Annotated in this window: 26 protein-coding genes; 17 read left to right on the plus strand and 9 right to left on the minus strand. The window is 59.9% G+C overall.

Going from position 1 to position 22,902, the window contains the following annotated elements; translation table 11 throughout:
• The first annotated feature begins 5 nt into the window (after positions 1-5).
• From purQ to DUT91_RS09035, 3 genes are read left to right on the plus strand one after another with little or no spacing between them, the layout of a single operon-like run.
• The gene (purQ, locus tag DUT91_RS09025; protein WP_114440026.1) at positions 6-674 is read left to right on the plus strand and encodes a phosphoribosylformylglycinamidine synthase subunit PurQ; all 669 of its coding nucleotides are present in this window, start codon (positions 6-8) and stop codon (positions 672-674) included.
• A gap of 37 nt (positions 675-711) precedes the next feature.
• Complete coding sequence (locus DUT91_RS09030) at positions 712-1,365, plus strand: glutathione S-transferase family protein (protein ID WP_114440027.1); 654 nt, start codon at positions 712-714, stop codon at positions 1,363-1,365.
• A gap of 37 nt (positions 1,366-1,402) precedes the next feature.
• On the plus strand, positions 1,403-1,819 hold the full coding sequence (locus tag DUT91_RS09035) for a hypothetical protein (RefSeq protein WP_114440028.1): 417 nt from the start codon (positions 1,403-1,405) through the stop codon (positions 1,817-1,819).
• A gap of 13 nt (positions 1,820-1,832) precedes the next feature.
• Here DUT91_RS09035 and DUT91_RS26530 read toward each other — a convergent pair whose 3' ends face one another.
• Positions 1,833-1,970: a DUF1127 domain-containing protein gene (locus DUT91_RS26530; RefSeq protein ID WP_245419640.1), complete on the minus strand. Its 138-nt coding sequence runs from the start codon at positions 1,968-1,970 to the stop codon at positions 1,833-1,835.
• A 214-nt stretch (positions 1,971-2,184) separates the two neighbouring features.
• Here DUT91_RS26530 and DUT91_RS09045 point away from each other — a divergent pair, with 214 nt between their 5' ends.
• The 6 genes from DUT91_RS09045 to DUT91_RS09075 all read left to right on the plus strand — a co-directional run bounded on the left by DUT91_RS09045 (position 2,185) and on the right by DUT91_RS09075 (position 9,422).
• Positions 2,185-3,606: an aminotransferase-like domain-containing protein gene (locus DUT91_RS09045; protein WP_114440030.1), complete on the plus strand. Its 1,422-nt coding sequence runs from the start codon at positions 2,185-2,187 to the stop codon at positions 3,604-3,606.
• A gap of 162 nt (positions 3,607-3,768) precedes the next feature.
• On the plus strand, positions 3,769-5,985 hold the full coding sequence (gene purL / locus DUT91_RS09050) for a phosphoribosylformylglycinamidine synthase subunit PurL (RefSeq protein WP_114440031.1): 2,217 nt from the start codon (positions 3,769-3,771) through the stop codon (positions 5,983-5,985).
• A gap of 156 nt (positions 5,986-6,141) precedes the next feature.
• Positions 6,142-6,882, plus strand: a complete 741-nt coding sequence (locus DUT91_RS09055; RefSeq protein ID WP_114440032.1) for a hypothetical protein — start codon at positions 6,142-6,144, stop codon at positions 6,880-6,882.
• A gap of 146 nt (positions 6,883-7,028) precedes the next feature.
• Positions 7,029-7,262: a BolA/IbaG family iron-sulfur metabolism protein gene (locus DUT91_RS09060; protein WP_105744927.1), complete on the plus strand. Its 234-nt coding sequence runs from the start codon at positions 7,029-7,031 to the stop codon at positions 7,260-7,262.
• 340 nt (positions 7,263-7,602) lie between these two features.
• Positions 7,603-7,935 carry a Grx4 family monothiol glutaredoxin gene (grxD, locus tag DUT91_RS09070; protein WP_114440033.1) on the plus strand — a complete coding sequence of 111 codons (333 nt, stop codon included), beginning with the start codon at positions 7,603-7,605 and terminating at the stop codon, positions 7,933-7,935.
• Between the two features lie 212 nt (positions 7,936-8,147).
• Positions 8,148-9,422: a multidrug effflux MFS transporter gene (locus DUT91_RS09075; RefSeq protein WP_200834932.1), complete on the plus strand. Its 1,275-nt coding sequence runs from the start codon at positions 8,148-8,150 to the stop codon at positions 9,420-9,422.
• A gap of 119 nt (positions 9,423-9,541) precedes the next feature.
• On the opposite strand, the gene DUT91_RS09080 is transcribed toward DUT91_RS09075, so the two are convergent.
• The 4 genes from DUT91_RS09080 to rpsD form a co-directional block, all read right to left on the minus strand.
• Positions 9,542-10,366 (minus strand): inositol monophosphatase family protein, encoded by an 825-nt coding sequence (locus DUT91_RS09080; protein WP_114440034.1) that lies wholly within the window; start codon positions 10,364-10,366, stop codon positions 9,542-9,544.
• Positions 10,359-11,228: a tRNA 2-thiocytidine(32) synthetase TtcA gene (gene ttcA, locus DUT91_RS09085; RefSeq protein WP_114440035.1), complete on the minus strand. Its 870-nt coding sequence runs from the start codon at positions 11,226-11,228 to the stop codon at positions 10,359-10,361. The genes DUT91_RS09080 and ttcA overlap by 8 nt, the downstream gene beginning before the upstream one ends.
• A 60-nt stretch (positions 11,229-11,288) precedes the next feature.
• Positions 11,289-12,218 carry a glutaminase gene (locus tag DUT91_RS09090; RefSeq protein WP_114440036.1) on the minus strand — a complete coding sequence of 310 codons (930 nt, stop codon included), beginning with the start codon at positions 12,216-12,218 and terminating at the stop codon, positions 11,289-11,291.
• A gap of 99 nt (positions 12,219-12,317) precedes the next feature.
• Positions 12,318-12,935 carry a 30S ribosomal protein S4 gene (gene rpsD / locus DUT91_RS09095; protein WP_114440037.1) on the minus strand — a complete coding sequence of 206 codons (618 nt, stop codon included), beginning with the start codon at positions 12,933-12,935 and terminating at the stop codon, positions 12,318-12,320.
• 337 nt (positions 12,936-13,272) lie between these two features.
• Here rpsD and DUT91_RS09100 point away from each other — a divergent pair, with 337 nt between their 5' ends.
• Positions 13,273-14,343 carry an extensin-like domain-containing protein gene (locus DUT91_RS09100; RefSeq protein WP_114440038.1) on the plus strand — a complete coding sequence of 357 codons (1,071 nt, stop codon included), beginning with the start codon at positions 13,273-13,275 and terminating at the stop codon, positions 14,341-14,343.
• An 82-nt stretch (positions 14,344-14,425) separates the two neighbouring features.
• Positions 14,426-14,848 carry a type IV secretion system effector BspC gene (gene bspC, locus DUT91_RS09105; protein ID WP_114440039.1) on the plus strand — a complete coding sequence of 141 codons (423 nt, stop codon included), beginning with the start codon at positions 14,426-14,428 and terminating at the stop codon, positions 14,846-14,848.
• A gap of 22 nt (positions 14,849-14,870) precedes the next feature.
• On the opposite strand, the gene DUT91_RS09110 is transcribed toward bspC, so the two are convergent.
• Positions 14,871-15,284: a winged helix-turn-helix transcriptional regulator gene (locus tag DUT91_RS09110; RefSeq protein WP_114440040.1), complete on the minus strand. Its 414-nt coding sequence runs from the start codon at positions 15,282-15,284 to the stop codon at positions 14,871-14,873.
• A gap of 205 nt (positions 15,285-15,489) precedes the next feature.
• Between DUT91_RS09110 and DUT91_RS09115 the strand changes: the two genes are divergently transcribed.
• Positions 15,490-16,134 (plus strand): NAD(P)-dependent oxidoreductase, encoded by a 645-nt coding sequence (locus tag DUT91_RS09115; RefSeq protein ID WP_114440041.1) that lies wholly within the window; start codon positions 15,490-15,492, stop codon positions 16,132-16,134.
• Positions 16,135-16,364: 230 nt separating this feature from the next.
• Positions 16,365-17,396, plus strand: a complete 1,032-nt coding sequence (locus DUT91_RS09120; RefSeq protein ID WP_114440198.1) for an LLM class flavin-dependent oxidoreductase — start codon at positions 16,365-16,367, stop codon at positions 17,394-17,396.
• Here DUT91_RS09120 and murI read toward each other — a convergent pair.
• Positions 17,393-18,232, minus strand: coding sequence for a glutamate racemase (gene murI / locus DUT91_RS09125; protein ID WP_114440199.1), 840 nt, complete (start codon positions 18,230-18,232; stop codon positions 17,393-17,395). The genes DUT91_RS09120 and murI overlap by 4 nt on opposite strands.
• Before the next feature lie 14 nt (positions 18,233-18,246).
• The gene (locus DUT91_RS09130; RefSeq protein ID WP_114440042.1) at positions 18,247-19,098 is read right to left on the minus strand and encodes an RNA methyltransferase; all 852 of its coding nucleotides are present in this window, start codon (positions 19,096-19,098) and stop codon (positions 18,247-18,249) included.
• Positions 19,099-19,294: 196 nt separating this feature from the next.
• Here DUT91_RS09130 and DUT91_RS09135 point away from each other — a divergent pair, with 196 nt between their 5' ends.
• Entirely contained in the window at positions 19,295-20,509 is a 1,215-nt protein-coding gene (locus DUT91_RS09135) for an NADP-dependent isocitrate dehydrogenase (protein ID WP_114440043.1), read from the plus strand.
• Between the two features lie 110 nt (positions 20,510-20,619).
• Positions 20,620-21,249 carry a glutathione S-transferase family protein gene (locus DUT91_RS09140; protein WP_114440044.1) on the plus strand — a complete coding sequence of 210 codons (630 nt, stop codon included), beginning with the start codon at positions 20,620-20,622 and terminating at the stop codon, positions 21,247-21,249.
• Between the two features lie 13 nt (positions 21,250-21,262).
• Here the strand turns inward: DUT91_RS09140 and DUT91_RS09145 are convergent, their stop codons facing one another.
• On the minus strand, positions 21,263-21,940 hold the full coding sequence (locus DUT91_RS09145) for an ArsR/SmtB family transcription factor (RefSeq protein WP_114440045.1): 678 nt from the start codon (positions 21,938-21,940) through the stop codon (positions 21,263-21,265).
• Between the two features lie 71 nt (positions 21,941-22,011).
• Here DUT91_RS09145 and DUT91_RS09150 point away from each other — a divergent pair, with 71 nt between their 5' ends.
• Together DUT91_RS09150 and DUT91_RS09155 are read left to right on the plus strand one after the other, a co-directional pair.
• Positions 22,012-22,341, plus strand: a complete 330-nt coding sequence (locus tag DUT91_RS09150; protein WP_114440046.1) for an NIPSNAP family protein — start codon at positions 22,012-22,014, stop codon at positions 22,339-22,341.
• On the plus strand, positions 22,338-22,691 hold the full coding sequence (locus DUT91_RS09155; protein ID WP_114440047.1) for an antibiotic biosynthesis monooxygenase family protein: 354 nt from the start codon (positions 22,338-22,340) through the stop codon (positions 22,689-22,691). Before DUT91_RS09150 ends, DUT91_RS09155 begins: the two co-directional genes overlap by 4 nt.
• Positions 22,692-22,902 lie beyond the last annotated feature (211 nt).

Raw genomic sequence — 22,902 nt, forward strand, 5'->3', positions numbered from 1 at the left:
CACCCATGAAATCAGCTGTCGTCCTTCTCCCCGGCCTTAACCGCGACCGCGACATGATCGCGGCCCTCACCAAGATTTCCGGCAAGGCGCCCGAAACCGTCTGGCAGACCGACACGGATATTCCCGATGTCGATCTGATCGTTATCCCCGGCGGCTTCTCCTATGGCGACTATCTGCGTTGCGGCGCCATTGCCGCCCGTATGCCGGTCATGAAGGCAGTGCGCGAGAAGGCGGAAAAAGGCGTCATGGTCATGGGCGTTTGCAACGGCTTCCAGATCCTGCTGGAGGCCGGTCTCCTGCCCGGCGCGCTGATGCGCAATGCATCGCTTAAATTCGTCTGCCGCGAAGTGAAGCTCGAAGTGAGCAACGCCAACACCGCATTCACCCGCGGCTATGCTCCGGGCGAGATCATTCGCTGTCCCGTCGCCCACCACGACGGCAATTTCTTTGCCGATGATGAGACGCTGAAGCGTATCGAAGGCGAAGGCCAGGTTGCCTTCCGCTACGCCGAGGGCACCAATCCGAACGGCTCGCTCAACGACATCGCCGGCATCGTCAGCGCAAGCGGCAATGTGCTCGGCATGATGCCGCATCCTGAAAACCTGATCGAAGCCGCGCATGGCGGCCTTGACGGGCGCGCGCTCTTCACAGGCTTGCTGGGCATCGCCGCTTGAGCGGAAAACACATGGAAATTGAGGGAGGGCATCAGCCTTGAAACTTTATTCGCGGCCGCTTTCTCCCTATTCCTCCATCATCCGAGGCATCATCTATGCCAAGAATCTCCCGGTAAAACTCATTGCACCACCCCCGGGCGTGCCGATCCCCGAGGAATTCCGAGCGATTTCACCGACGAAGCGCATTCCGGTGCTGATCACCGGATCGGGCGAGACGCTCTTCGAAGCCTCGGTCATTGCCGAATATCTGGAAGAGCATTTCCCTGAAACGCCGCTCCTGCCCGCCGATCCGAAGGACCGGGCGCGGGTGCGCATCATCGCCCGCATTGCCGAGCTCGAAATATTGGCGCCCGCCACAGAGCTTTTCATCCTCCACAGCGTGAAGGAGCGCAACGACACGGCCATCGCCGCCGAACTGCGTAAACTCCGGCAGGGGCTTTCCATTGTCGAGGAGAGATTATCGGACGGCCCGTTTGCATACGGCAGAGCGATGAGCTTTGCCGACGCCTGGCTGACACCGATCCGCTTTATCCTCGATCCGCTACGAAAGATGACCGGTCTCAACGATTTGCTCGACGCTTACCCCAAATTTGACGCCTACGCCCACAAAGCCGTTCAGCATCCCCCGCTCTCACGCGTGTGGGACGAAATGAGCGACGGGCTGAAGGTATTTCAGCCAAGCCTGGCCTAAAACATCCCTTTATCTCCTGGTCTGCGGAGTTTCATGCATGAAAAGAACTTTTCTCGCGGTTGCGGCGGCTACAGCGCTTCTGCCTCTGGCAGCCTGCCAATCGGAGAAAAAACCCGGCCCCGGCGCGATCGCCCTGTCGAGCGAGAATACCGCGCTGTCCACAATGGAGCGCGTAGCGCTCGCCGCCAATTCATGCTGGTTCAAATCCAAGGACGCAGCTTTCCGCCCCTATCGGCTGGCGCCTGAGCTGAACTCCTTCACGGGCCGTCCGCGCATCCTGGTCGTGCCGGCGAGAAATCCAGGCGACCGCCCGCTGCTTGTCGTCCAGGCAGAGGGTCATCCTGCCAAGGTCGAGGCCTTCGGCCCGCTGATGCAGGGCTCGCACGGCAACCGCATCGCGTCCGATATCCGCCGCTGGTCGGCTGGCGACAACGGGTGCGCCGGCGTCGGCTGAAACACCCGGAGACTCAACCCCACCGGTCGAAATGCGTGTTCCGGTCCCAGATCGGGCGCTTGGCTTCGCGTGCTGCCTCGTCTGGCCTGAGCCCGATATCGCGCAACTCGTCATCCGTCAGCTGCCGCAACGCCCTGCGCGTGCGCTGCACGCGGAAACCTTGCAGAAACCAGGCGATCCACTTCCGAAAAAACGTCTGACTGCCTGAATATACCTCCGGGCGGTGCTCCAATGATGGATTTCCCGTCTTTATCCGAGGGATAATTGTCCTCATTGTATCCATAATTATACTCCAGATCCATCTTGACCGCCCAATTGTCACCATCGATTGACTCAACGTTCTTTTCAAGTCTATTATTGTCACCATGACAAATTGGACACCCGACATCACGGGCATTAAAGCGCCGAAATATATAGCGATTACGGAGGCGATGGACCGCGATATCGATTCCGGTGTCCTCCAGCCTGGTACTCGCCTGCCGCCGCAACGCGATCTCGCCTATGATATGAAGGTGACAATAGGAACAATAAGCCGGGCCTATGCGCTCGCAGCCGAACGAGGCCTTGTCGCCGGCGAAGTCGGGCGCGGCACTTATGTTCTTGCGCGGCAGGGCGCGGATCGGCCATCGGTCGTGTTCCAGGATCCTGATTTCCGCGGTGCGCGGGTCGATGCCTCGCCTGCCCTTGCGCAGGCGCTGCGCATGGACTCGACCGCAGGCGTCGATGTCGGCCAGGCGGCAATTATAGGGCCAATGCTGGCGCAGGTTTTTATCGACGAGCCGCACCGCGCCAACGATTATACGCGCACGCTTTCCGATGAATGGCGCGAGGCCGGCGCAACATGGCTCGCCACCTGCGGCTGGCGCCCGGCTCTTGAGACGATCATACCCACAACCGGTGCGCTGAGCGGCGTCCAGAATGTCATCGCGGGGGTAACCGCGCCGGGAGACAAGATCGCCTTCGAGGACTTGACCTACAGCGCGCTGGCGCGCGGTGCTGCCCTCATCGGCCGCCGCCCCATCAAAGTACGCGGGGGCGATGAAGGGCTGGACCCCGACGATTTCGAGCGCGTATGCGCGCGCGATCATCCGAAGATGCTGGTCGTCATTCCCACGATGAACAATCCGACGATCACGGTCATGCCTGAGGAAAATCGGCGGCGGATCGTCGAAATCGCCCGTCGTCATAATGTCTGGATCATCGAGGACAATATCTACGGCGAGGCGTTTGATGACGCGCCGCCGCCTTTAGCGCATTTCGCGCCCGAGCGTACCTTCCACGTCTCAGGCGTCTCGAAGCTGCTGAGCGCGGGATTGCGCGCGGGCTGGATTTCCGGACCAATCGGCTTCACCAACCAGATCATCAACGCCAAGAAGCTCATGACAGGCGGCCTGCCCTACGTGATGACGGAGGTCACCGCGCGGCTGGTCCTCAGCGGCGAAGCGGCAAGGCTTAGGGCCGCCGTTCTGCGTGAAATCCGGCTGAGGGAAGAAATCGCTCGCGAAATAATGACAGGACATCGCTTCGTAAGCGATCCGCGCTGCCCCTATATATGGCTCACGCTGCCCGACCCCTGGCTGCCGGGAACCTTCAAGAATGCCGCACTTGAGGCAGGCGTGGCCATTGTCGAGGCCGATGCGTTCAAGGTGGGCCAGGCCGACCGCGTCTGCCACTGCGTCCGCGCGGCGTTTTCCGCGCTCAATACGCAGGAAGACGTCAGGCGCGGCTTCAACATCCTGCGCCAGCTTCTCGACAATGCGCGGGCCGGTTACGACGGAATGGAATAGGCCCTACAATCCGAATAATCACGATTTTTTCATAAATTCCGTCCGTTTCCCTTTCTTGGCTGATGGGAATTCGGCTATAGGCCGGGGGAACAATCCACGTGGTTCCCCGGGATATGGACGGCAATACCCGTCTGGGCCGGAAATCAGAGAAATTGGACAGAAATGACCATTCGCAACGACATCGCCATCACGCCTGACCTGATCGCCGCCCACGGCCTGAAGCCGGACGAGTATCAGCGCATTCTCGATTTGATCGGACGCGAGCCGAGCTTTACCGAACTTGGCATCTTCTCGGCCATGTGGAACGAGCATTGTTCCTATAAATCCTCCAAGAAATGGCTGCGCACGTTGCCCACAACCGGCCCGCAGGTCATCCAGGGGCCGGGCGAGAACGCTGGTGTGGTCGATATCGGCGATGGCGATTGCGTCGTCTTCAAGATGGAGAGCCACAACCACCCTTCCTATATCGAGCCCTATCAGGGCGCGGCGACCGGCGTGGGCGGCATTCTGCGCGACGTCTTCACCATGGGCGCGCGTCCCATCGCGGGGATGAACGCGTTGCGCTTCGGCGCGCCGGACCATCCCAAGACCCGGCATTTGGTATCGGGCGTGGTCGCCGGCGTCGGCGGCTACGGCAATGCCTTCGGCGTGCCGACCGTCGGCGGCGAAGTGAATTTCGACAAGCGCTACAATGGCAATATCCTGGTCAACGCCTTCGCAGCAGGCCTTGCCAAGACCGACGCGATCTTCCTCTCGCAAGCAAAGGGCGTTGGCCTGCCCGTCGTCTATCTCGGCGCCAAGACGGGTCGCGATGGCGTCGGCGGAGCGACGATGGCCTCGGCTGAATTCGACGAATCCATCGAGGAAAAGCGCCCGACCGTACAGGTCGGCGATCCCTTCACGGAAAAATGCCTGCTCGAAGCCTGCCTCGAACTCATGGCGTCGGGCGCGGTCATCGCCATTCAGGACATGGGCGCGGCGGGCCTCACCTGCTCGGCGGTCGAGATGGGCGCCAAGGGCGATCTCGGCATCGAGCTGGATCTCGACAAGGTGCCGGTGCGCGAAGCGAGCATGACAGCCTATGAGATGATGCTTTCCGAAAGCCAGGAGCGCATGCTCATGGTGCTGCGCCCGGAACAGGAAAAGGAAGCAGAGGCAATTTTCCGCAAATGGGGCCTCGACTTCGCCATCGTCGGCCATACGACGGACGATCTGCGCTTCCGCGTCCTGCATCAGGGCAAGGAAGTCGCCAATCTGCCGATCAAGGAACTGGGCGATGAGGCGCCGGAATATGACCGCCCATGGATGGAGCCCGGCCGCCATGCCCCGCTCCCCGCAGAAAACGTCACGGAAGTCGAGGACTATGGCGAAGCCCTCGTCAAGCTCATCGGCTCGCCCGATCTCTCCTCGCGCCGCTGGGTCTACGAGCAATATGACACGCTGATCCAGGGCAATTCGCTGCAGATCCCCGGCGGCGATGCGGGTGTCGTTCGTGTCGAAGGCCATGAGACGAAGGCGCTCGCCTTCTCCTCCGATGTCACGCCGCGTTACGTCGAGGCCGACCCGTTCGAAGGCGGCAAACAGGCCGTCGCCGAATGCTGGCGCAATCTGAGCGCCGTCGGCGCGGAACCGCTCGCGGCCACCGACAACCTCAATTTCGGCAATCCGGAAAAGCCGGAGATCATGGGTCAGCTCGTCAAGGCTGTTCAGGGCATCGGTGAGGCCTGCCGCGCCCTCTCCTTCCCCATCGTCTCGGGCAATGTCTCGCTCTATAACGAGACCAACGGCGAGGCGATCCTCCCTACCCCGACCATTGCCGGCGTCGGCCTCATCCCCGACTGGAACGTGATGGCGAAGATCGGCGGCATGCAGGAAGGCGACGTGCTCGTGCTTCTCGGCGGCGACGGCACGCATCTTGGGCAGTCCATCTATATGCGCGACCTTCTCGACCGCGCCGATGGTCCGCCGCCTCCGGTCGATCTTGCCATGGAAAAGCGCAACGGCGATTTCGTTCGCTCAGGCATCCGCAACGGCCAGATGACCGCCTGCCACGATCTATCCGATGGCGGTCTTGCGGTGGCGCTTGCTGAAATGTGCATCAAATCGGGCAAGGGCGCCACGGTCGATATCGGCGAAGGACCCCGCCATGCCCGCCTCTTCGGCGAAGACCAGGCCCGCTATGTCGTCGCAGCGAAACCGGAGATGGCCAAACTGCTCACGCTCAACGCAGAAGGCTCAGGTGTGCCCTTCCGCACGCTCGGAACGGTCGGTGGCACATCGCTGGTGATGGATGGTATTCTCGACGTTGCGGTTGACGATCTGACAAAGGCCAATGAGGGCTGGTTCCCCGCCTATATGACCGGCGTCGTGCTGGATTAGGAAAAAGCGCCGAAAAGCCGCCACGATTTTCCGCCAATACATCTGCGTTAAACACAACGGTTGATCACAGCCGTTGTGTCCCTCCTGCTGCAGGCTTCGCCCCACAAGCCTTCTTCCCCAATCTCACCGCCAAATCCCCTTCCGAGGTCAGCACACATGCCTGAGACCGCGATGCCCGTCATCGTCTCCTACTACACACCCGCCACGGCCTATGAGACATTAGCCCAAAAATTGCAGAAATCCGCCGAGCGCCTAGGGCTCGATACGATCATCGAACCAAGACCTGCAAAATCAAGCTGGGTCGAGAACTGCGCGGTGAAGGCCAGTTTCATCAGGGATGTCTGGCAGCGTTCGGAGCGGCCGATCTGCTGGGTGGATGCCGATGCCGAGCTCCTGCGCCTTCCCCGCGAATTGATGGGTATCGACAGCGATTTTGCCGCAGTGAAGCGTCAGGGATGGAATTTTTCCGGCGGCCAGATCTATTTCGGCAAAAGCGCGGCCGCCGGGCGGCTCATCGACAGATGGTCCGCCTATTGTTCGGAATATCCCCTGGTCTGGGATCAGGTCAGCCTTGGCTATGCCTGGTGGGAACTGTCGCAGGAACAGGATATGAAAACGACGTGGCTCGGCGAGAATATTCTCACCAAGGCTTCGCGGCGTTCCCTCAAGACATGGCTGCGCCGGCGCATCACCAACGCGGCATTCTTCCATGTCCAGGAAAGCCGCCGATCCAGAAAAGCCGATGAGCGCAAGGAATTCGGCTCATGGAACATTCCGCAATGGTGGCGCGATGCCGCCGGTGCAAACCGGCCCTTTCCGCTGACCGCTGCGCAGAGGATCGAGCTCGGCCTCACTGAAGAATACACTCTTTATAAGCCAAGGCTGGCCGCCGCCTAGCGCGTAGCCCCATAATGAAATTGGCCGGCAATCGACCGCTTGTTACGATTGACGCCGCCGGCCATTGTCTCCATATCATGGGAAAAGGTTGCCATTTCTCGACTCGTACCGGGTATGCGGCAGCCGCCTGAATGGGGAGACTACAAATGGCGATGGACGCACACGACATTCAGAAAATGATCGAGGACGCAATTCCGGACGCGAAGGTGACGATCCGCGATCTCGCCGGCGATGGCGATCATTATGCGGCCGAAGTCGTCGCGGAGAGCTTTCGTGGAAAGTCCCGCGTTCAACAGCATCAGATGGTCTATGATGCGCTGAAAGGCAATATGGGCGGCGTGCTACACGCCCTGGCGCTTCAGACAAGCGCACCGGAGTGAACGCCGCGTCCTGATAGGTTTGCTTTAACGTTTCGCGTTCCGCGCTCTGCTGAATGCGGCGACTGCCATATTGACCAGTTCCGCATGGATTCGCTTCGGGTGCGGCTTGCAGTAACGGACATTTCCCTAACCGCCGCCATGTTGGAGGCAGGGTTCCAGACGTCAACCGCGAGTTTCGCCGCGTCACGTCCCTCAGCCCGGCCGCATGGCGGGGCCAAAACCAGGGATCGTCAGGATAATCGCTTTCCCGCATTGCACCCCGGCGCTTCCTGCCATAAATATCACTAAACGAGTGCTTACTTTGCCGGACTCCCTCCCCCGGCGCGGAAAGGAAGACGAAATGAGCGGCATCAGTGAATTCATCGGCAATGAAGTCAAGAGCAACGACGTTGTGCTCTTCATGAAGGGCACGCCCGGATTTCCGCAATGCGGCTTTTCCGGCCAGGTTGTGCAGATTCTCGATTATATCGGCGTCGATTACAAAGGCATCAACGTGCTGTCCTCCGACGAACTTCGTCAGGGCATCAAGGAATATTCAAATTGGCCGACCATCCCACAGCTCTACGTAAAGGGTGAATTTGTCGGCGGCTGCGACATTATCCGTGAAATGTTCCAGGCCGGAGAGCTTCAGGAGCTGTTCACCGGCAAGGGCATCGCCACCAAGGCCGCCTGATCGGATATTGCAGCAACTTCCAGGCGTTCGGAAGTTTGCAAGGCGTCGGCATTCCGACGCCTTTCTCGTTGAGTCGATCACGAGCGTTGTTCTTTTTGGAATCAGGGAACGGCTCTCCTCCAGGTTTTCACGCAAGGTCCGATGAAAAAGCAGTCGCTGCTTTCCAGATGAAGTCAGTTCCCGGACTTGCTCAATGAGACGATAGCCGAGCCATGACCACGGATTTGCCGACGACCAACCTCCAGCAATTGAAGACGCAGATCGGGCGCATCGAGTTCATCTCGCTGATCGCGGCATTGATGGCGATCAATTCGCTCGCCATCGATATCATGTTGCCCGGATTGCAGGAGATCGGCGCAAGCCTCGGCGTGACGTCCGAAAACCATCGGCAATATGTCATCTCGGCCTATCTCTTCGGCTTCGGCGTTTCGCAGCTTGCCTATGGCCCGATCAGCGACCGCTTTGGCCGGCGCGCGCCTCTGCTGATCGGTCTTGTAATTTATGTTCTCTCCGCCATCGGGGCCGCCCTCTCGCCAAGTTTCGCGATGCTTCTCGGCTTCCGCGTTCTTCAGGGCGTCGGCGCTGCGGCCACGCGCGTCATCGCCATCTCCATCGTGCGTGACACATTCGACGGACGGCAGATGGCCGAGGTCATGTCGCTCGTCATGATGGTATTCATGATCATTCCGGTCATAGCGCCGGCCACGGGTCAGTTCATCATGCTTTTCGGCGAATGGCATATGATCTTCGCCTTCATGGCCGTAGGGGCGCTTGCCATCGCGTTGTGGGCGTTCTTCCGTCTTCCCGAGACGCTTGCCCGGGAGAACCGTCGGCCTTTCACTGCGGGATCGGTCGCCAGGGGATTTGCCATCGTGCTCACCAATCGTGCGGCGCTCTGCTACACGCTTGCCACGTCCTTCATGCTCGGTGCACTCTTCGGCTTCATCAATTCAGCCCAGCAGATCTATGTCGATATTTATGGGCTCAACGAATTGTTCCCGATCGCCTTTGCCGCGGTCGCGGCGACTATGGCGCTGTCGTCGTTCCTCAATTCACGCCTTGTCGGGCGCTTTGGCATGCGCCGCATCTCCCATACCATGCTGCTGGTCTTCATCCTCGTCAGCCTGATCTGGCTCGTCCTGTCGATGCAAGGCAACGACGCCGTCCCGTTCCCGCTTTTCCTCCTGATGTTCGCCACCGTTATGTTCTGCTTCGGCTCGATCGGCGCGAATTTCAATTCGCTTGCCATGGAGCCGCTTGGCAAGGTCGCAGGCACGGCGTCATCGGTGCTTGGCTTTACGCAGACGCTGATCGGGGCAACGATCGGCGCCATCATCGGGCAGACCTTCGATGGCACGACGACGCCCATAGCAGCGGGTTATTTCTTGCTCGGTGCCATCGCCCTGATCTGCGTGCTCTTCGCCGAACGGGGAAAACTGTTCCAGCCGCATAACGCACCGGCGCCACAGGTCATCGATCCACATTAAAGCGTCGAGCGTCCAATTGGGAGGCGCGACGAGGCTGGCCACGGTGCAAGATTCCGGAACGATCCCAACGAAGAACCGTTTCGCTTTCCGGCATCAGCTCTATCCGCTATCTGACTGGACTATTCCGCCCAGAGCGCCTCGCGCAATTCCCTCCAGCTTGCCTTGTCAGGCGCGATCATCAGCCCGCCGCCGACATGCGAGGGCAAATAGGCGCTGCCGTCAAACCGCGCGGCATGGCCGCCGGCCTCTGTGTGGATGAGCACACCCCCCAGATGGTCCCAGGGCATGAGCTTGCCATAGACGGCAAAATGCGCATATCCGCTGGCGATCACCCGATATTCATGCGCTGCGCAGCGATAGCCGATCTGCGCCAGGCATTTGGCATGGTTTCGCGCCAGACGCGTACGCTCGGGTTCGGGCAGATATGGCCATGAAATTGCGCCTGTCATCTCGGAGACGGAAACCGGTTCGGCCACACCAACCTTTTCCAATGAATTATCGGATCTGCGGATATGGCTGCCTGCGCCGCGCATGCCGATAAGCCAATCCTGCCCCACCGGATCATGGATGATGCCGGCTACCGTTTCGCCATTGACCACCACGGCAAGCATGACGCCGAACAGCGGAACGTCAGAAGCAAAATTATACGTGCCGTCGACTGGATCGATGACGAAGGCAAGCCGGGCATCGCCCAACCCGTCGAGGAGCGCCGGATTGTCGCTGCATGCCTCCTCGCCAATCACAAGCGCATCGGGATAGCGCTCTTGCAATGCCTTGGTGATAACGCGCTCGGCGTTCACGTCAGCCTCGGTGACGAGATCGGAGGCAGAGGTTTTCTGCCTGATATCGCCTTTGCCAAGCCGCCGGAAGCGCGGCATGATCTCGGCCTTCGCCGTCTCCGCCAGAAGATCGGCCAGCCAGTCGATACTCTTTTCATCAAACATCGTGGGTCCCTGTCATGGATTGCAGCCCGGCAAAATCGAACAATTGACGGTCGAGAAGATGGCTCGGCCGCACATGGGCAAGCGCGCGGATCATCGTTTCCTTACGGCCCGGCATGCGCTTTTCGATGTCGGCCAGCATCGCCTTCATCGCATTGCGCTGCAGCCCGTCCTGGCTGCCGCAAAGATCGCATGGGATGATCGGAAAGCGCATGGCAGAGGCGAATTTCTCCAGATCCTCCTCCGCCGCATAGGCAAGCGGGCGCAGCAACATCAGGTCGCCCTCGTCATTGACGAGTTTCGGCGGCATCGCCGCAAGCCTCCCGCCATGGAAGAAATTCATGAAGAAGGTTTCGAGAATATCCTCGCGGTGATGGCCAAGCACCAGCGCCGAACAGCCCTCCTCGCGCGCCACGCGATAGAGATTGCCGCGCCGCAGACGCGAGCAGAGCGAGCAATAGGTCTGGTTCTCAGGCACCTTCTCGGTGACGATCGAATAGGTGTCCCTGTATTCGATGCGATGCGGTATCCCATAGCGCGTCAGGAATTCCGGCAGGATATGCTTGGGAAAATTCGGTTGCCCCTGGTCGAGATTGCAGGCGATGAGATCGACGGGAAGCAGTCCCCGCCATTTCAGATCGAGCAGCAGCGCGAGGAGCCCATAGGAATCTTTCCCACCCGAAAGACCGACCAGCCAGCGCTCACCGGATTTGACCATGCCGAAATCCTCGATCGCCTGCCGCGTCTGGCGCAGGAGACGCTTGCGCAGCTTGTTGAAGGCCACCGACGACGGCACGTCGCGGAACAGCGGATGGCAGCCATCGGCATCGGGATCGGAGGGGAAATCTGGATCGTGAACGGTCATGGCCCTTCCTTTATCCGGCGGATGCGACAAACGCAAAACACAAAGGAATCCGAAACAGGATCAGGAACCGAAAATCGACCAACCTGTCCGGTGCGCCAAGAGTTCAAGCGCGGCAGCGCCGACCTGCGAATTTCCATATTCATTGAGACCCGGCGACCAGACCGCGATCGATGCCTTGCCGGGAGCCACCGCGAGGATACCACCGCCGACACCGCTCTTGCCTGGCAAACCGACGCGAAAGGCGAAATCGCCCGAACCATCATAATGGCCGCACATCAGCATGAGCGAATTGATGCGCCGCGCCCGCTCCCGCGAAACGACGCGATTTCCGAGCAGGGGATCGTTTCCGCCGGCTGCGAGATAGAGCCCGGCCCGCGCGAGCTGCCGGCAGGACATGGCCAATGCGCAATGATGAACATAGACGCCGAGAACATGCTCCACCGGATGGTCGAGCCTGCCGAAGGAGCGCATGAAATTGGCAAGCGCTATATTGCGGTAGCCCGTCTCGGCTTCCGACTTTGCCACTTCATGGTCGATGGCGATGCTGTCGTCCCCGGCGAGAAAACGCGCGAAATGAACGATCTCGCCAATCGCCTCACGCGGCTGATGTCCGGCGAGAATCAGATCCGCCACGGCGATGGCACCCGCATTGATGAACGGATTGCGCGGCTTGCCCTTCTCATATTCGAGCTGGACGATGGAATTGAACGCCGAGCCGGACGGCTCGCGCCCGACACGGGTCCAGAGCGTGTCGCCGGCCTTGCCGAGCGCCAGCGTCAGCGTGAAGACCTTGGAAATGCTTTGGATGGAGAAAGATGTTTCCGCATCGCCGACGACATGGAAACCGCCGTCCAGCGTCGCCACCGCGATGCCGAACTGTTTCGGATCGACCTTGGCGAGTTCGGGAATATAGTCGGCGATCTTGCCCTCCCCGATATGGCTCTTGAGATCGCGATAGACGCCCTCGACCAGTTCCTGAAGCTCGCTCATCCGCCTCTCCGCCACCTTTCCTGTCCCAAACCTGTCTCCCAGATACAAAAAAGCCGCCCTGTATGAACAGGGCGGCTTCTTTCTAAACTGTCGAAAACCTTAGCGCGAATAGAATTCGACGACCAGGCTTGGCTCCATTTTCACCGGATAGGGTACATCCGAGAAAGCCGGTATACGGGTGAACTTGGCGGTCATCTTGTTGTGATCGACCTCGATATATTCCGGCACGTCGCGCTCGGCGAGCTGTGCTGCTTCGAGAACCAGAGCGAGCTGCTTCGACTTCTCGCGCACTTCGATCACATCGCCCGGCTTGACGCGGTACGACTGGATGTTGACGCGGCGGCCGTTGACATTGATGTGGCCGTGATTGACGAACTGGCGCGCTGCGAAGATCGTCGGAACGAACTTGGCGCGGTAGACAATGGCGTCGAGACGCGTCTCCAGAATGCCGATCAGGTGCTCGCCCGTATCGCCCTTGCGGCGGGAAGCTTCCTCATAGACCTTGCGGAACTGCTTTTCCGAAATGTCGCCGTAATAGCCCTTGAGCTTCTGCTTGGCGCGCAGCTGCACGCCGAAGTCGGAAAGCTTGCCCTTGCGGCGCTGACCGTGCTGGCCGGGGCCGTATTCGCGGCGGTTGACCGGGGACTTCGGACGGCCCCAGATATTTTCGCCGAGACGGCGGTCGATCTTGTATTTTGCGGATTCGCGCTTGCTCATCGCATTTCCCTTCAAACGTTGACGATCGAAGCTCAACACTCCGATCAAGGAAACGCGCCCTCCTCTGCCCTCCGTTTTCGAGGACTGACAGGATGATGCCCGCACGCTTTGCGGCATACATCCACGGGACACGTCAAATGAAACGCAGAGCTGAAAAGCCCTGCGCTGGCTGGCTTCTAGACAGGGCTTGTCCCTATGTCAAGCTTTGAAGCCGATTGCGCGCGCGGAACATCAGCCAATTTTGATACGTTTTGTCACCAAGCGTGACACGATGCTTAGCCATCGCATGGCAATATAGGACTATCACTAGAAATGTGAAACAGGAGAAAGATCGCCCGTGAACCTTTCCTTCCAGCGACCGTTACGCAACGGCTTTCTAGCGATGATAGCCGCAACGATCGGGCTTCTCATCTCTCCTGCTGCTGATATTCCCGTAATGTCGAGCCAGGCGAAGGCTGAAAACATTCTCGATGTCTTCAAGCCCAGGGCCACCAGGAAGAAAACGGTCAGAACCAGACGGGCTGCGCCCCGCAAACAGAGCCAGCGCCCGCGTCGCGCCTCCCCCATCACCAGCGCCGCCAGCCCTACCCAGATGCCGGGTACCATTCCCATTCCGCAGCCGAGGCCAAGCCCGGAAGAAGAAAAGCAGCCCACAGCCAATGAGCTCAAGGCTGAACAGCCCAGATCGGAACCGAAAGAGCCCGCCCCCACAGCTGCACCCCGGGAAGAGCCTGAAGACAAAAAGCGCAAGGACGCCACCCCTCAGTCACAACCGCCCGTTCCTGCAGCGCCGCCTGCAAAGCCCGACGAGGCAGAGCCGCATGACGAGAAAGACGCCGGGACGCAGGACAAGCGGATCTATCAGTCCGCCTGCCCCGCGCTGATGAATGGCGAAGTCCAGGGCACGCTCATTGCGCCTCTGTCCGAGGGGATGTGCGGAGAAAGATCGCCGCTGTCGCTTGCCGCCATCGGCAAGGAAAATCCTTTGCGGTTTATCGCGCCGATCACCACCAACTGCTCGATGGCCGTCACGCTCGCGCAATGGGCGAAGGAGGTGCGCATAGCGGCGCTGAAATCCTTCAATGCAGAGATCGAGGCGATTGGCACCGGTTCGGATTATCAGTGCCGAAAAGTCAATGGCGGGTCCGCCGGCCGCACGTCCGAACACGCCTTTGCCAATGCGCTCGACATCATGTCCTTCAGCTTCAGGAATGGCCTGAAGACGGAACTTGCAACGGGCTGGAACGGAACGCCGGAAGAGAAGGAATTCTGGCGCGCAATTCATAAGACGAGTTGCGACATGTTCATGACCGTTATCGGTCCCGATGGCGACGCGGCGCACAAAACCAATCTTCATCTCGACCAGGGCTGCCATGGCGGCAGTTGCACGTCGCGCATCTGCCAGTAGACGAAAAGTTTTCATCAACACAAAAATAACCCGATCGGCGGAATATTCTTTTGATCGGCTCTCAATACGAGGAATCACTGAAATGAAACTCACCAGACCATTGATGGCGACAATATTCGTCTCTCTCATCGCGGCCGGCGTCGCTCACGCGGAAACGCCACCAAAGAAAACACGGGATTTCAGGGGAAATTATCAAACGCTGGTGAAAGACCAGCATGCATCGCCCCAGACGGCCGATTGCATAGCCACGGGCTATGACCTCGTTAAGAAGAGCAAGAAATTCGACCGCCTCGGCTTCACGGAGGAAGATATCGGCAAGGTCAAGGTCAATCAGAAATCGGGCAAGTTCAGCGACAAGGACCCCAGGAAGGTTTCAGCCGTCATTTCGGTCCAGGGTCAGGCTCGCCCACGTAACGATTCCACGAACTGGGCCGACGTCACGCTTCGCTGCGGCATCACCAAGGGCAAGCTGCAGGCGATCGAGATCCGAACCACAGCCGAGTGAAGTTCAGGCGACCGCCGAAGAACTACCCGTTCTCTGCATCGAAAGCCGCCCGCGCCATGCGCAGGGCGGAGCGATGCTGGGCCGCCCAATTGCCAAGTTCGGTGATCGGCTTGGCAAGGGAGTGACCAAGTTCGGTCAGCGAATATTCCACCTCCGGCGGTGAGACCGGCTTTACCCGCCGCGCCACCAGCCCGTCGCGCTCCATCGACCTGAGCGTCACCGTCAGCATGCGCTGCGATATGCCCTCGATGCGCCGGCGTAGCGCATTGAAACGTAGCGGCCTCTCCTGAAGATTGAATATCACGAGGATACTCCAGGTATCCCCTACCCGGTTAAGCACTTCGCGAATCGGGCAGCCTCCCTCGCCATCCGGCTCGAAGCCCGGCGTCGTGACAAGAAGTGGCGCACTGCCCTCAGGCTTTGTCGAAATCGTCATGTTTCTGCTTCGATCCTTCGCGGGACTGGATGAGCGCTTTTCTGTCCGCGTACCCCATCCACCCCGAGCGCGGTTACACCCATGTGCCCTGAATAGAAAAAAGTGCGTTCTTCACAGATCGTCGCGCTCTTTATAAGTAGTTACCTTGGATAACCTGACTACCTAAAATACCTTCCATGCTCACAGATTGAAAGGAACAATTGCAATGGCAAAGATTGCCCTCATTGGCGCCACGGGTTTCGTCGGCTCGCAGATCCTTAAAGAAGCCGCCTCCCGCGGTTATTCCGTCACCGCGATCGTCCGCCATCCCGAAAAGGTGGAAAAGCTGGACAATGTTACCGCCTTAAAGACCGATATTCTCGATACCGGTGCCCTGGCGGATGCGCTTGCGGGTCACGATATCGTCATCTCCGCCTATAATCCCGGCTGGGGCAACCCGGAAATCCGCGCGATCCACATAAAGGGCAGCCAGTCGATAAACGAGGCCGCCAAGAAGGCTGGCGTCAAGCGGCTGATCGTCATCGGCGGCGCCGGCAGCCTCGAAAGCGCCTCTGGCGTCCAGTTTGTCGATACGCCGGAATTTCCTGCGGAATGGAAGGAAGGCGCGCTCGGCGCACGCCAGGCCCTGAACGAACTTCGTACTGAGAACGGCCTGGACTGGACCTTCGTCTCCCCCCCGTTTCATCTTGAACCGGGCAAACGCACCGGAAAATACCGCCTTGGCGCCGACCAGCCGGTATTCGACGGCGAAGGCGACAGCCGGATTTCGACCGCAGATCTGGCCGTGGCCATTCTCGACGAGGCCGAGCAGGGCAAGCACATCCGCAAGCGCTTCACCGCTGCTTACTAAAGCAAATCCAGGAACAGGGGGAACCGGTTTTCCGCATGGATTAGCGGCAAGACAGGAGAACTTGTCCCACGCCGGTTTCCTCCAGGTGACTTGAATACGAAAAGGTGCGTCCTTAACAACACCAAGGGCGCACCGTATTTGTGAGCCCGATCATTCTCTTTTTCGCGCATGATCTTGTCCGGAAAGTCTGCAACTTTTCGGGATCATACTTTCCGAAAGGCTTGGGCATCATGGAACTCGGCATCTACACCTTCGCGGACATGGGACCGGACCCGAAGACCGGGCGTCCGGTCACGCCGGCCGAAAGGCTCAAGAACCTTATCGAGGAAATCGAACTCGCCGATCAGGTCGGGCTCGATGTCTTCGGCGTCGGCGAACATCACCGCCCGGAATATGCCGTCTCCGCCCCCGCCGTCGTTCTGGCCGCCGCCGCCACGCGCACCAGGAACATCCGCCTCACCAGCGCGGTAACGGTGCTCTCTTCCGACGACCCGATCCGCGTCTTCCAGAGCTTTTCAACGCTCGATCTCATCTCCAACGGACGGGCCGAGATCATGGCCGGGCGCGGCTCATTCATCGAGTCCTATCCCTTGTTCGGCTATGACCTCAATGATTACGATAAGCTGTTCGCCGAAAAGCTCGACCTGCTTCTCGCCCTACGAAAGAGCGAGCGCGTGACCTGGTCTGGCGAATTGCGCGCACCCATCGACAATCGCGGGGTCTATCCGCGTCCGTTGCAGAACCCGCTGCCGGTGTGGATCGCCGTTGGCGGCACGCCTCAATCCGTGGTGCGCGCCGGCATGTTGGGCCTGCCGCTCGCCATTGCTATCATCGGCGGCGACCCCGAGCGTTTTGCACCGCTCGTCGATCTCTACCGCGAGGCGGGAGCAAAAGCCGGCCATGCGCCGGAAAGCCTCCGCGTCGGCATCAATTCGATCGGGTTTGTCGCCGAGGATTCACAGAGCGCCGCAGACGATTTCTTCCCGCCTTATGCCCATGTCATGAGCCAGATCGGCCGCGAGCGCGGCTGGCCGCCCACCACCCGCGCCCAGTTTGACGCCATGCGCGGCCCGCGCGGCTCGCTTCTGACCGGCAGCCCGCAGGAAGTCGTCGACAAGATCCTGCTCGAACATTCCTATTTCAGACACGACCGCTTCCTGATGCAATCCGGCGTCGGCAATCTGCCACACGACAAGATGATGAAGACCATCGAACTCTTTGGCACCCGCGTCGCACCGGAGGTGCGCAAGGCGCTGGGTTAGACAGCGCCTTGCGCCAACCCAAACCCCTGCATCAGCCGCCGCGTCGAGAAATCAGGCTGGCCGGAGGTGAAAATGGCGATGTCGTCGCCATGTTCCGGCTGTGCGCCGCTGCTTGAGAGAAGTGAGCGGGCGCGGCGCGCAATCGCCTCCGCCGGGTCGAGCCAATCCACCGGCCACGGCGCGAGCCGGCGAAAGACATTGGCCATAAAGGGGTAATGCGTGCAGGCGAGCACGACAATATCCGTGCGCCCCTCCTTTGTCTCGATGAAGCAAGGCGCAATTTCCTTGGCGACCGCTTCGTCGTCGACCTCGTCGCCCCTGATATGGGCTTCCGCCAGGCGGGCAAGATTTTCGCTGCCAACGAGACGCACATGGCATTGCGTTGCAAATGATTGAATGAGATCGCGTGTATAGGCACGCTTCACCGTGCCGGGCGTCGCCAGCACCGAGACCAGGCGGGAGCGCGTGCGCTCCGCCGCAGGCTTGATCGCCGGCACCGTGCCGACGAAGGGCGTTGCGGGATAGGCGCGGCGCAGATCATCGAGCACAAGCGTCGACGCCGTATTGCACGCGATAACAGCGATTTCCGGATCGTGCCGGGCGAGAAAGCCGCCGAAAAGCGTGACAATACGGCGCGTAAGCGCTTCCTCATCCCAAACGCCATAGGGAAAACCCGCATCGTCGGCGATATAGACGAAGCGGCGGTCCGGCATCAGCACCCGCGCCTCGCGCAGGACAGTCAACCCGCCAATGCCGCTGTCGAAGACCAGGATGGGGCGGTCCAGCCCTGCAAGGGCTTCTCGCCCCTCAAGAAGCGCCGTCGCGGTTTGCCCCATCGTCTCCTCCAGTGTCATTCCTGGGCGTCCCCTTCGCTTTTCGCCTTTTTCGCCATAGGCTTCGGCTTCTCGCGGCCTTCCGGCGCACCGGAACCGCGCGGATGCTTGCGCGTGAAATAATCTAGCGAGGTAATGACGCCGCGCAACAGCCTCACCTCTGCCTCGGCAAAGCCAGCGCGGGTCAGGACGGAGCGCAGATTGTGGACCATGATCTCCTTGCGCGCCGCGGGGCGAAAATAGCCGCGGACATCCAGAGCTTCCTCCAGATGATTGAAGAAACCGTGAAGCGTTTCCTTGTGCGCCGGCTCCATTTGCGGGCCGCGAAAGGCGGTATCGGTTTCGCTCTCCATGCCCGACTTCATCCATTCATAGGACATCAGCAGAACGGCCTGCGCAATATTGAGCGAGGCGAAGGCCGGATTGACGGGGAAGGTCACCAGTTCGTCGGCAAGGCTGACTTCCTCATTGCTGAGGCCAAAGCGTTCCCGCCCGAAAAGAATGCCTGTCTTCTGCCCTGCCGTGAAGCGCTGGCGCAACATCCTTCCCGCCTCGACCGGACCTCGCACCTGCTTGAAGCCATCGCGCTCCCGCGCCGTGGTGGCAAAGAGGAAGCTGAGATCCTGCACGGCCGAGGCGAGATCGCCATAGACCTTTGCGCCATCGATGACGTGATCCGCCTTGCTCGCCGCAGCCCTCGCCTTCTCGTTCGGAAATTCCTCACGCGGATTGACCAGGCGCAATTCCGCCAGCCCGAAATTCGCCATCGCGCGCGCCACCATGCCGATATTCTCCGGCAATTGCGGTTCGACCAGGATGATGGCCGGGCCTTCGGCAATAAAAGGGCGATGTCTGTCCGTTCCGGCCATGATCTTCTCAGTTCAGTGATTGAAATGCCGCACTCACTGGCACAATCGCATCAAAAACTCAAAGAATTACGGCACGGCGATGTCCATGCCACGGTCCATCGTTCCCCGAGCCCTCGCAGAAAACTGCCATAGAGCTTTGCCTTGGCGCGAGCCGGTGCTATAGGGGCGCGACCCACCAAGAAAGAGGCTTTTTTCAATGGCGAAGATCAAGGTTGCGAACCCGGTTGTCGAGCTCGATGGCGACGAGATGACCCGTATCATCTGGCAGTTCATCAAGGACAAGCTCATCCATCCCTATCTCGATATCGACCTGAAATATTACGATCTTTCGGTCGAGCATCGCGACGCCACCAACGATCAGGTCACGATCGACGCCGCCAATGCCATCAAGGAACATGGCGTCGGCGTCAAATGCGCGACGATCACCCCGGACGAGGCCCGCGTCGAGGAATTCAAGCTCAAGAAGATGTGGAAATCGCCGAACGGCACCATCCGCAATATCCTCGGCGGCGTGATCTTCCGCGAGCCGATCATCTGCCAGAACGTGCCGCGCCTGGTGCCCGGTTGGACCCAACCGATCATCGTCGGCCGTCATGCCTTCGGCGACCAGTACCGCGCCACCGATTTCAAGTTTCCCGGCAAGGGCAAGCTCTCCATCAAGTTCGTCGGCGACGACGGCGAGGTGATCGAGCACGAGGTTTATGAGGCGCCGGGCGCGGGCGTGGCGATGGCCATGTACAATCTCGACGAATCGATCAAGGAATTCGCCCGCGCCTCGCTCAATTATGGTCTGCAGCGCGGCTATCCCGTCTACCTCTCGACCAAGAACACCATCCTCAAGGTCTATGACGGCCGCTTCAAGGATATCTTCCAGGAAGTCTACGACGCCGAATTCAAGGCTGAGTTCGAGAAGAAGAAGATCTGGTACGAGCATCGCCTGATCGACGACATGGTCGCCTCGGCGCTCAAATGGTCGGGTGGCTATGTCTGGGCCTGCAAGAACTATGACGGTGACGTGCAGTCGGACATCGTGGCGCAGGGCTTCGGCTCGCTCGGCCTGATGACCTCCGTGCTGATGACGCCGGATGGCAAGACTGTCGAGGCGGAAGCCGCCCACGGCACCGTCACCCGCCATTACCGCCAGCACCAGAAGGGCCAGGAAACCTCGACCAACTCGATTGCCTCGATCTTCGCCTGGACACGCGGTCTGGCGCATCGCGCCAAGCTCGACGACAATGCCGAGTTGAAGCGCTTTGCCGACACGCTGGAGAAGGTCTGCATCGACACAGTCGAATCGGGCTTCATGACCAAGGATCTGGCGGTGCTGATCGGCCCGGATCAGCCCTGGCTCTCGACCACCGGCTTCCTCGACAAGATCGATGAAAACCTCAAGAAGGCAATGGCGGCTTAAAGCCACTCGCGAATGAATTTCAAACCCGGCCTCGCGGCCGGGTTTTTCTTTGCGCGAAACTGGTGCATGCTGAAATGACGACGAACCTAGGAACCACAGGTGGGACCAGCATGACCGAACTCACGCTCTACACCAATCCCATGTCGCGCGGCCGCATCGCCCGCTGGATGCTGGAGGAAATCGGCCAGCCCTATAATGTGGAAATCCTCGATTTTGGCCCGCCGATGAAGAACGACGAATATTGCGCAATCAACCCCATGGGCAAGGTTCCGGCACTGCGCCATGGCTCCCATGTTGTCACCGAAGCCGCCGCAATCTGTGCCTATCTCGCCGAGACGTTCCCCGAGGCAGGACTGGCTCCAAGACCCGAGGAGCGCGCCGATTATTTCCGCTGGATGTTCTTTACCGCAGGCCCCGTCGAGGCGGCGCTGACCAACCACGCACTCGGTCTTGAGCCGCCCGCCGACAAGAGCCGCATGGTCGGCTACGGAAGTTACGCCTCAGTCGTCGACGCTTTGGAAAAGGCCATATCGGCGCATCCCTATATCACCGGCGAGCGCTTCACGGCGGCCGATGTCTATGTCGGCTCACACGTCTCCTGGGGCATTGGATTTGGCACGCTCCAACCCCGCCCTGCCTTCACGGCCTATTGGGATCGGCTCAAGAACCGCAAGGCCCTGAACCGCGCCAGTGAATTGGATGACGCTGCGGTGGCGAACATGAAAAAGACGAGCGCCTGACGGAAATCTACCGCTACTCGATTGAGAAAGCCGAGCGGAAGGCTTGCTCGCCCGGGGGTGTGAAGGAAATGACGCGGCCTTCGAGCCGCCGCGCCCAACCACGCGCGATGAAACTATCGAGAAGTGCGGCGCCCAACGCGCCACCCAAATGATTGCGCCGCTCGCTCCAGTCGAGACAGGCCCGGCATAGCGGGCGCTTACCCTTTGCGAGCCTGTCGATATCGAGGCCCATATGGGTGAAGAAATCACGTCCCTTGTCCGTCAGTGCGACATCCGCATCCTCGGCAACGAGATGAAGCCTGCGGGCCGCGTCGAGCATTTCGACGCCGCGTTCACCCGCCAGATGGTCGTAGCAGATCCGCGCAGCGCGCAGCGCCTGATCCTTCGGCCCGGTTCGCAAGCGCACCGCGCCCGTGCGCTCGGCAAGCCCCATCAGCCCTTCAAGCACCTCGGCCACATCCGCCCCCGACAGGCGGAAATAACGATGCCGCCCCTGCTTTTCCATGAGGATAAGATTGGCCGCGCTGAGCTTGGCAAGATGTCCGCTCGTCGTCTGCAGGGTGACGCCGGCCAAGCCGGCAAGCTCGCTTGCGGTCAGTGCGCGCCCGTCCATGAGAGCCGTGAGCATGTTCGCCCGCGCCGGATCTCCAAGCAGCGCCGCAATCTTCGCAATGACAGGACCGTCTTTCATAGTTCGACGCTAACCGAAGTATGAATGGAATTCAAGCGCTAGATATGAGTCATGGAAACCAAGGAGTACCCATGATCACCTGTTTCATCCGCTATCAGATCGATCCTTTCAAGCAGGATGCTTTCGCCGAATATGCACGCAATTGGGGTCAGGCAATTCCCCGCTGCGGTGCGGATCTGACCGGCTATTTCGGACCGCATGAAGGCTCCGCCACCACCGCCTACGGCGTCTACAACATCGAAAACCTCGCCACTTACGAAGCCTACCGCGCCAGGCTGGCCAATGACCCGCTGGGACGCGCCAATTATGAATTTGCCCGCAAGGAACGCTTCATTCTTGGAGAGGACCGGATATTCCTCAAACGCGTCTCCGGCCCGCATGCGGAGTTGGTTCGCCCATGATCGCGGTTATTTTCGAAGTCTGGCCGGCGGACGATACACGCCGGGCACAATATCTCGACATCGCCGCCGAATTGCGCGACGAACTCCTGGGGATAGACGGCTTCATTTCCATCGAGCGGTTCCAGAGCCTCAACGAACCGGGAAAGCTCCTGTCGCTCTCGTTCTGGCGCGACGAGGAGGCGGTGAAACAATGGCGAAACCTCCCCGCTCACCGTATCGCACAAGCCAAGGGCCGCAATAGCGTCTTCGAAGATTACCGGCTGCGCATCGCGGCCGTCCTGCGCGATTATGGGCTCGATGACCGCGATGAAGCGCCGGATGATAGCAAGGTCGTCCACGCCCACCCGTGAAAGCGAATTAGGCCGGAGTAACCCCGGCCTGTCTCTGTTGTTTTTTACCTCACGGAAGCGTGAGGCTCGTCACGCCGGCATTCCACAATAGCGGCAGTGGTGCAGTTGTGGAATGGATTTCAGTGAAGCACTGGAAATCCATTCCTCGCCTTCTCCATGGGCTCAGCGGTGCAGAATGACTGCACCCCGCAAAAGGTTCAAAATCCTTCGC

Source organism: Paramesorhizobium salinisoli (genome assembly GCF_003335045.1).
GTDB classification, from domain to species: Bacteria; Pseudomonadota; Alphaproteobacteria; order Rhizobiales; family Rhizobiaceae; genus Paramesorhizobium; species Paramesorhizobium salinisoli.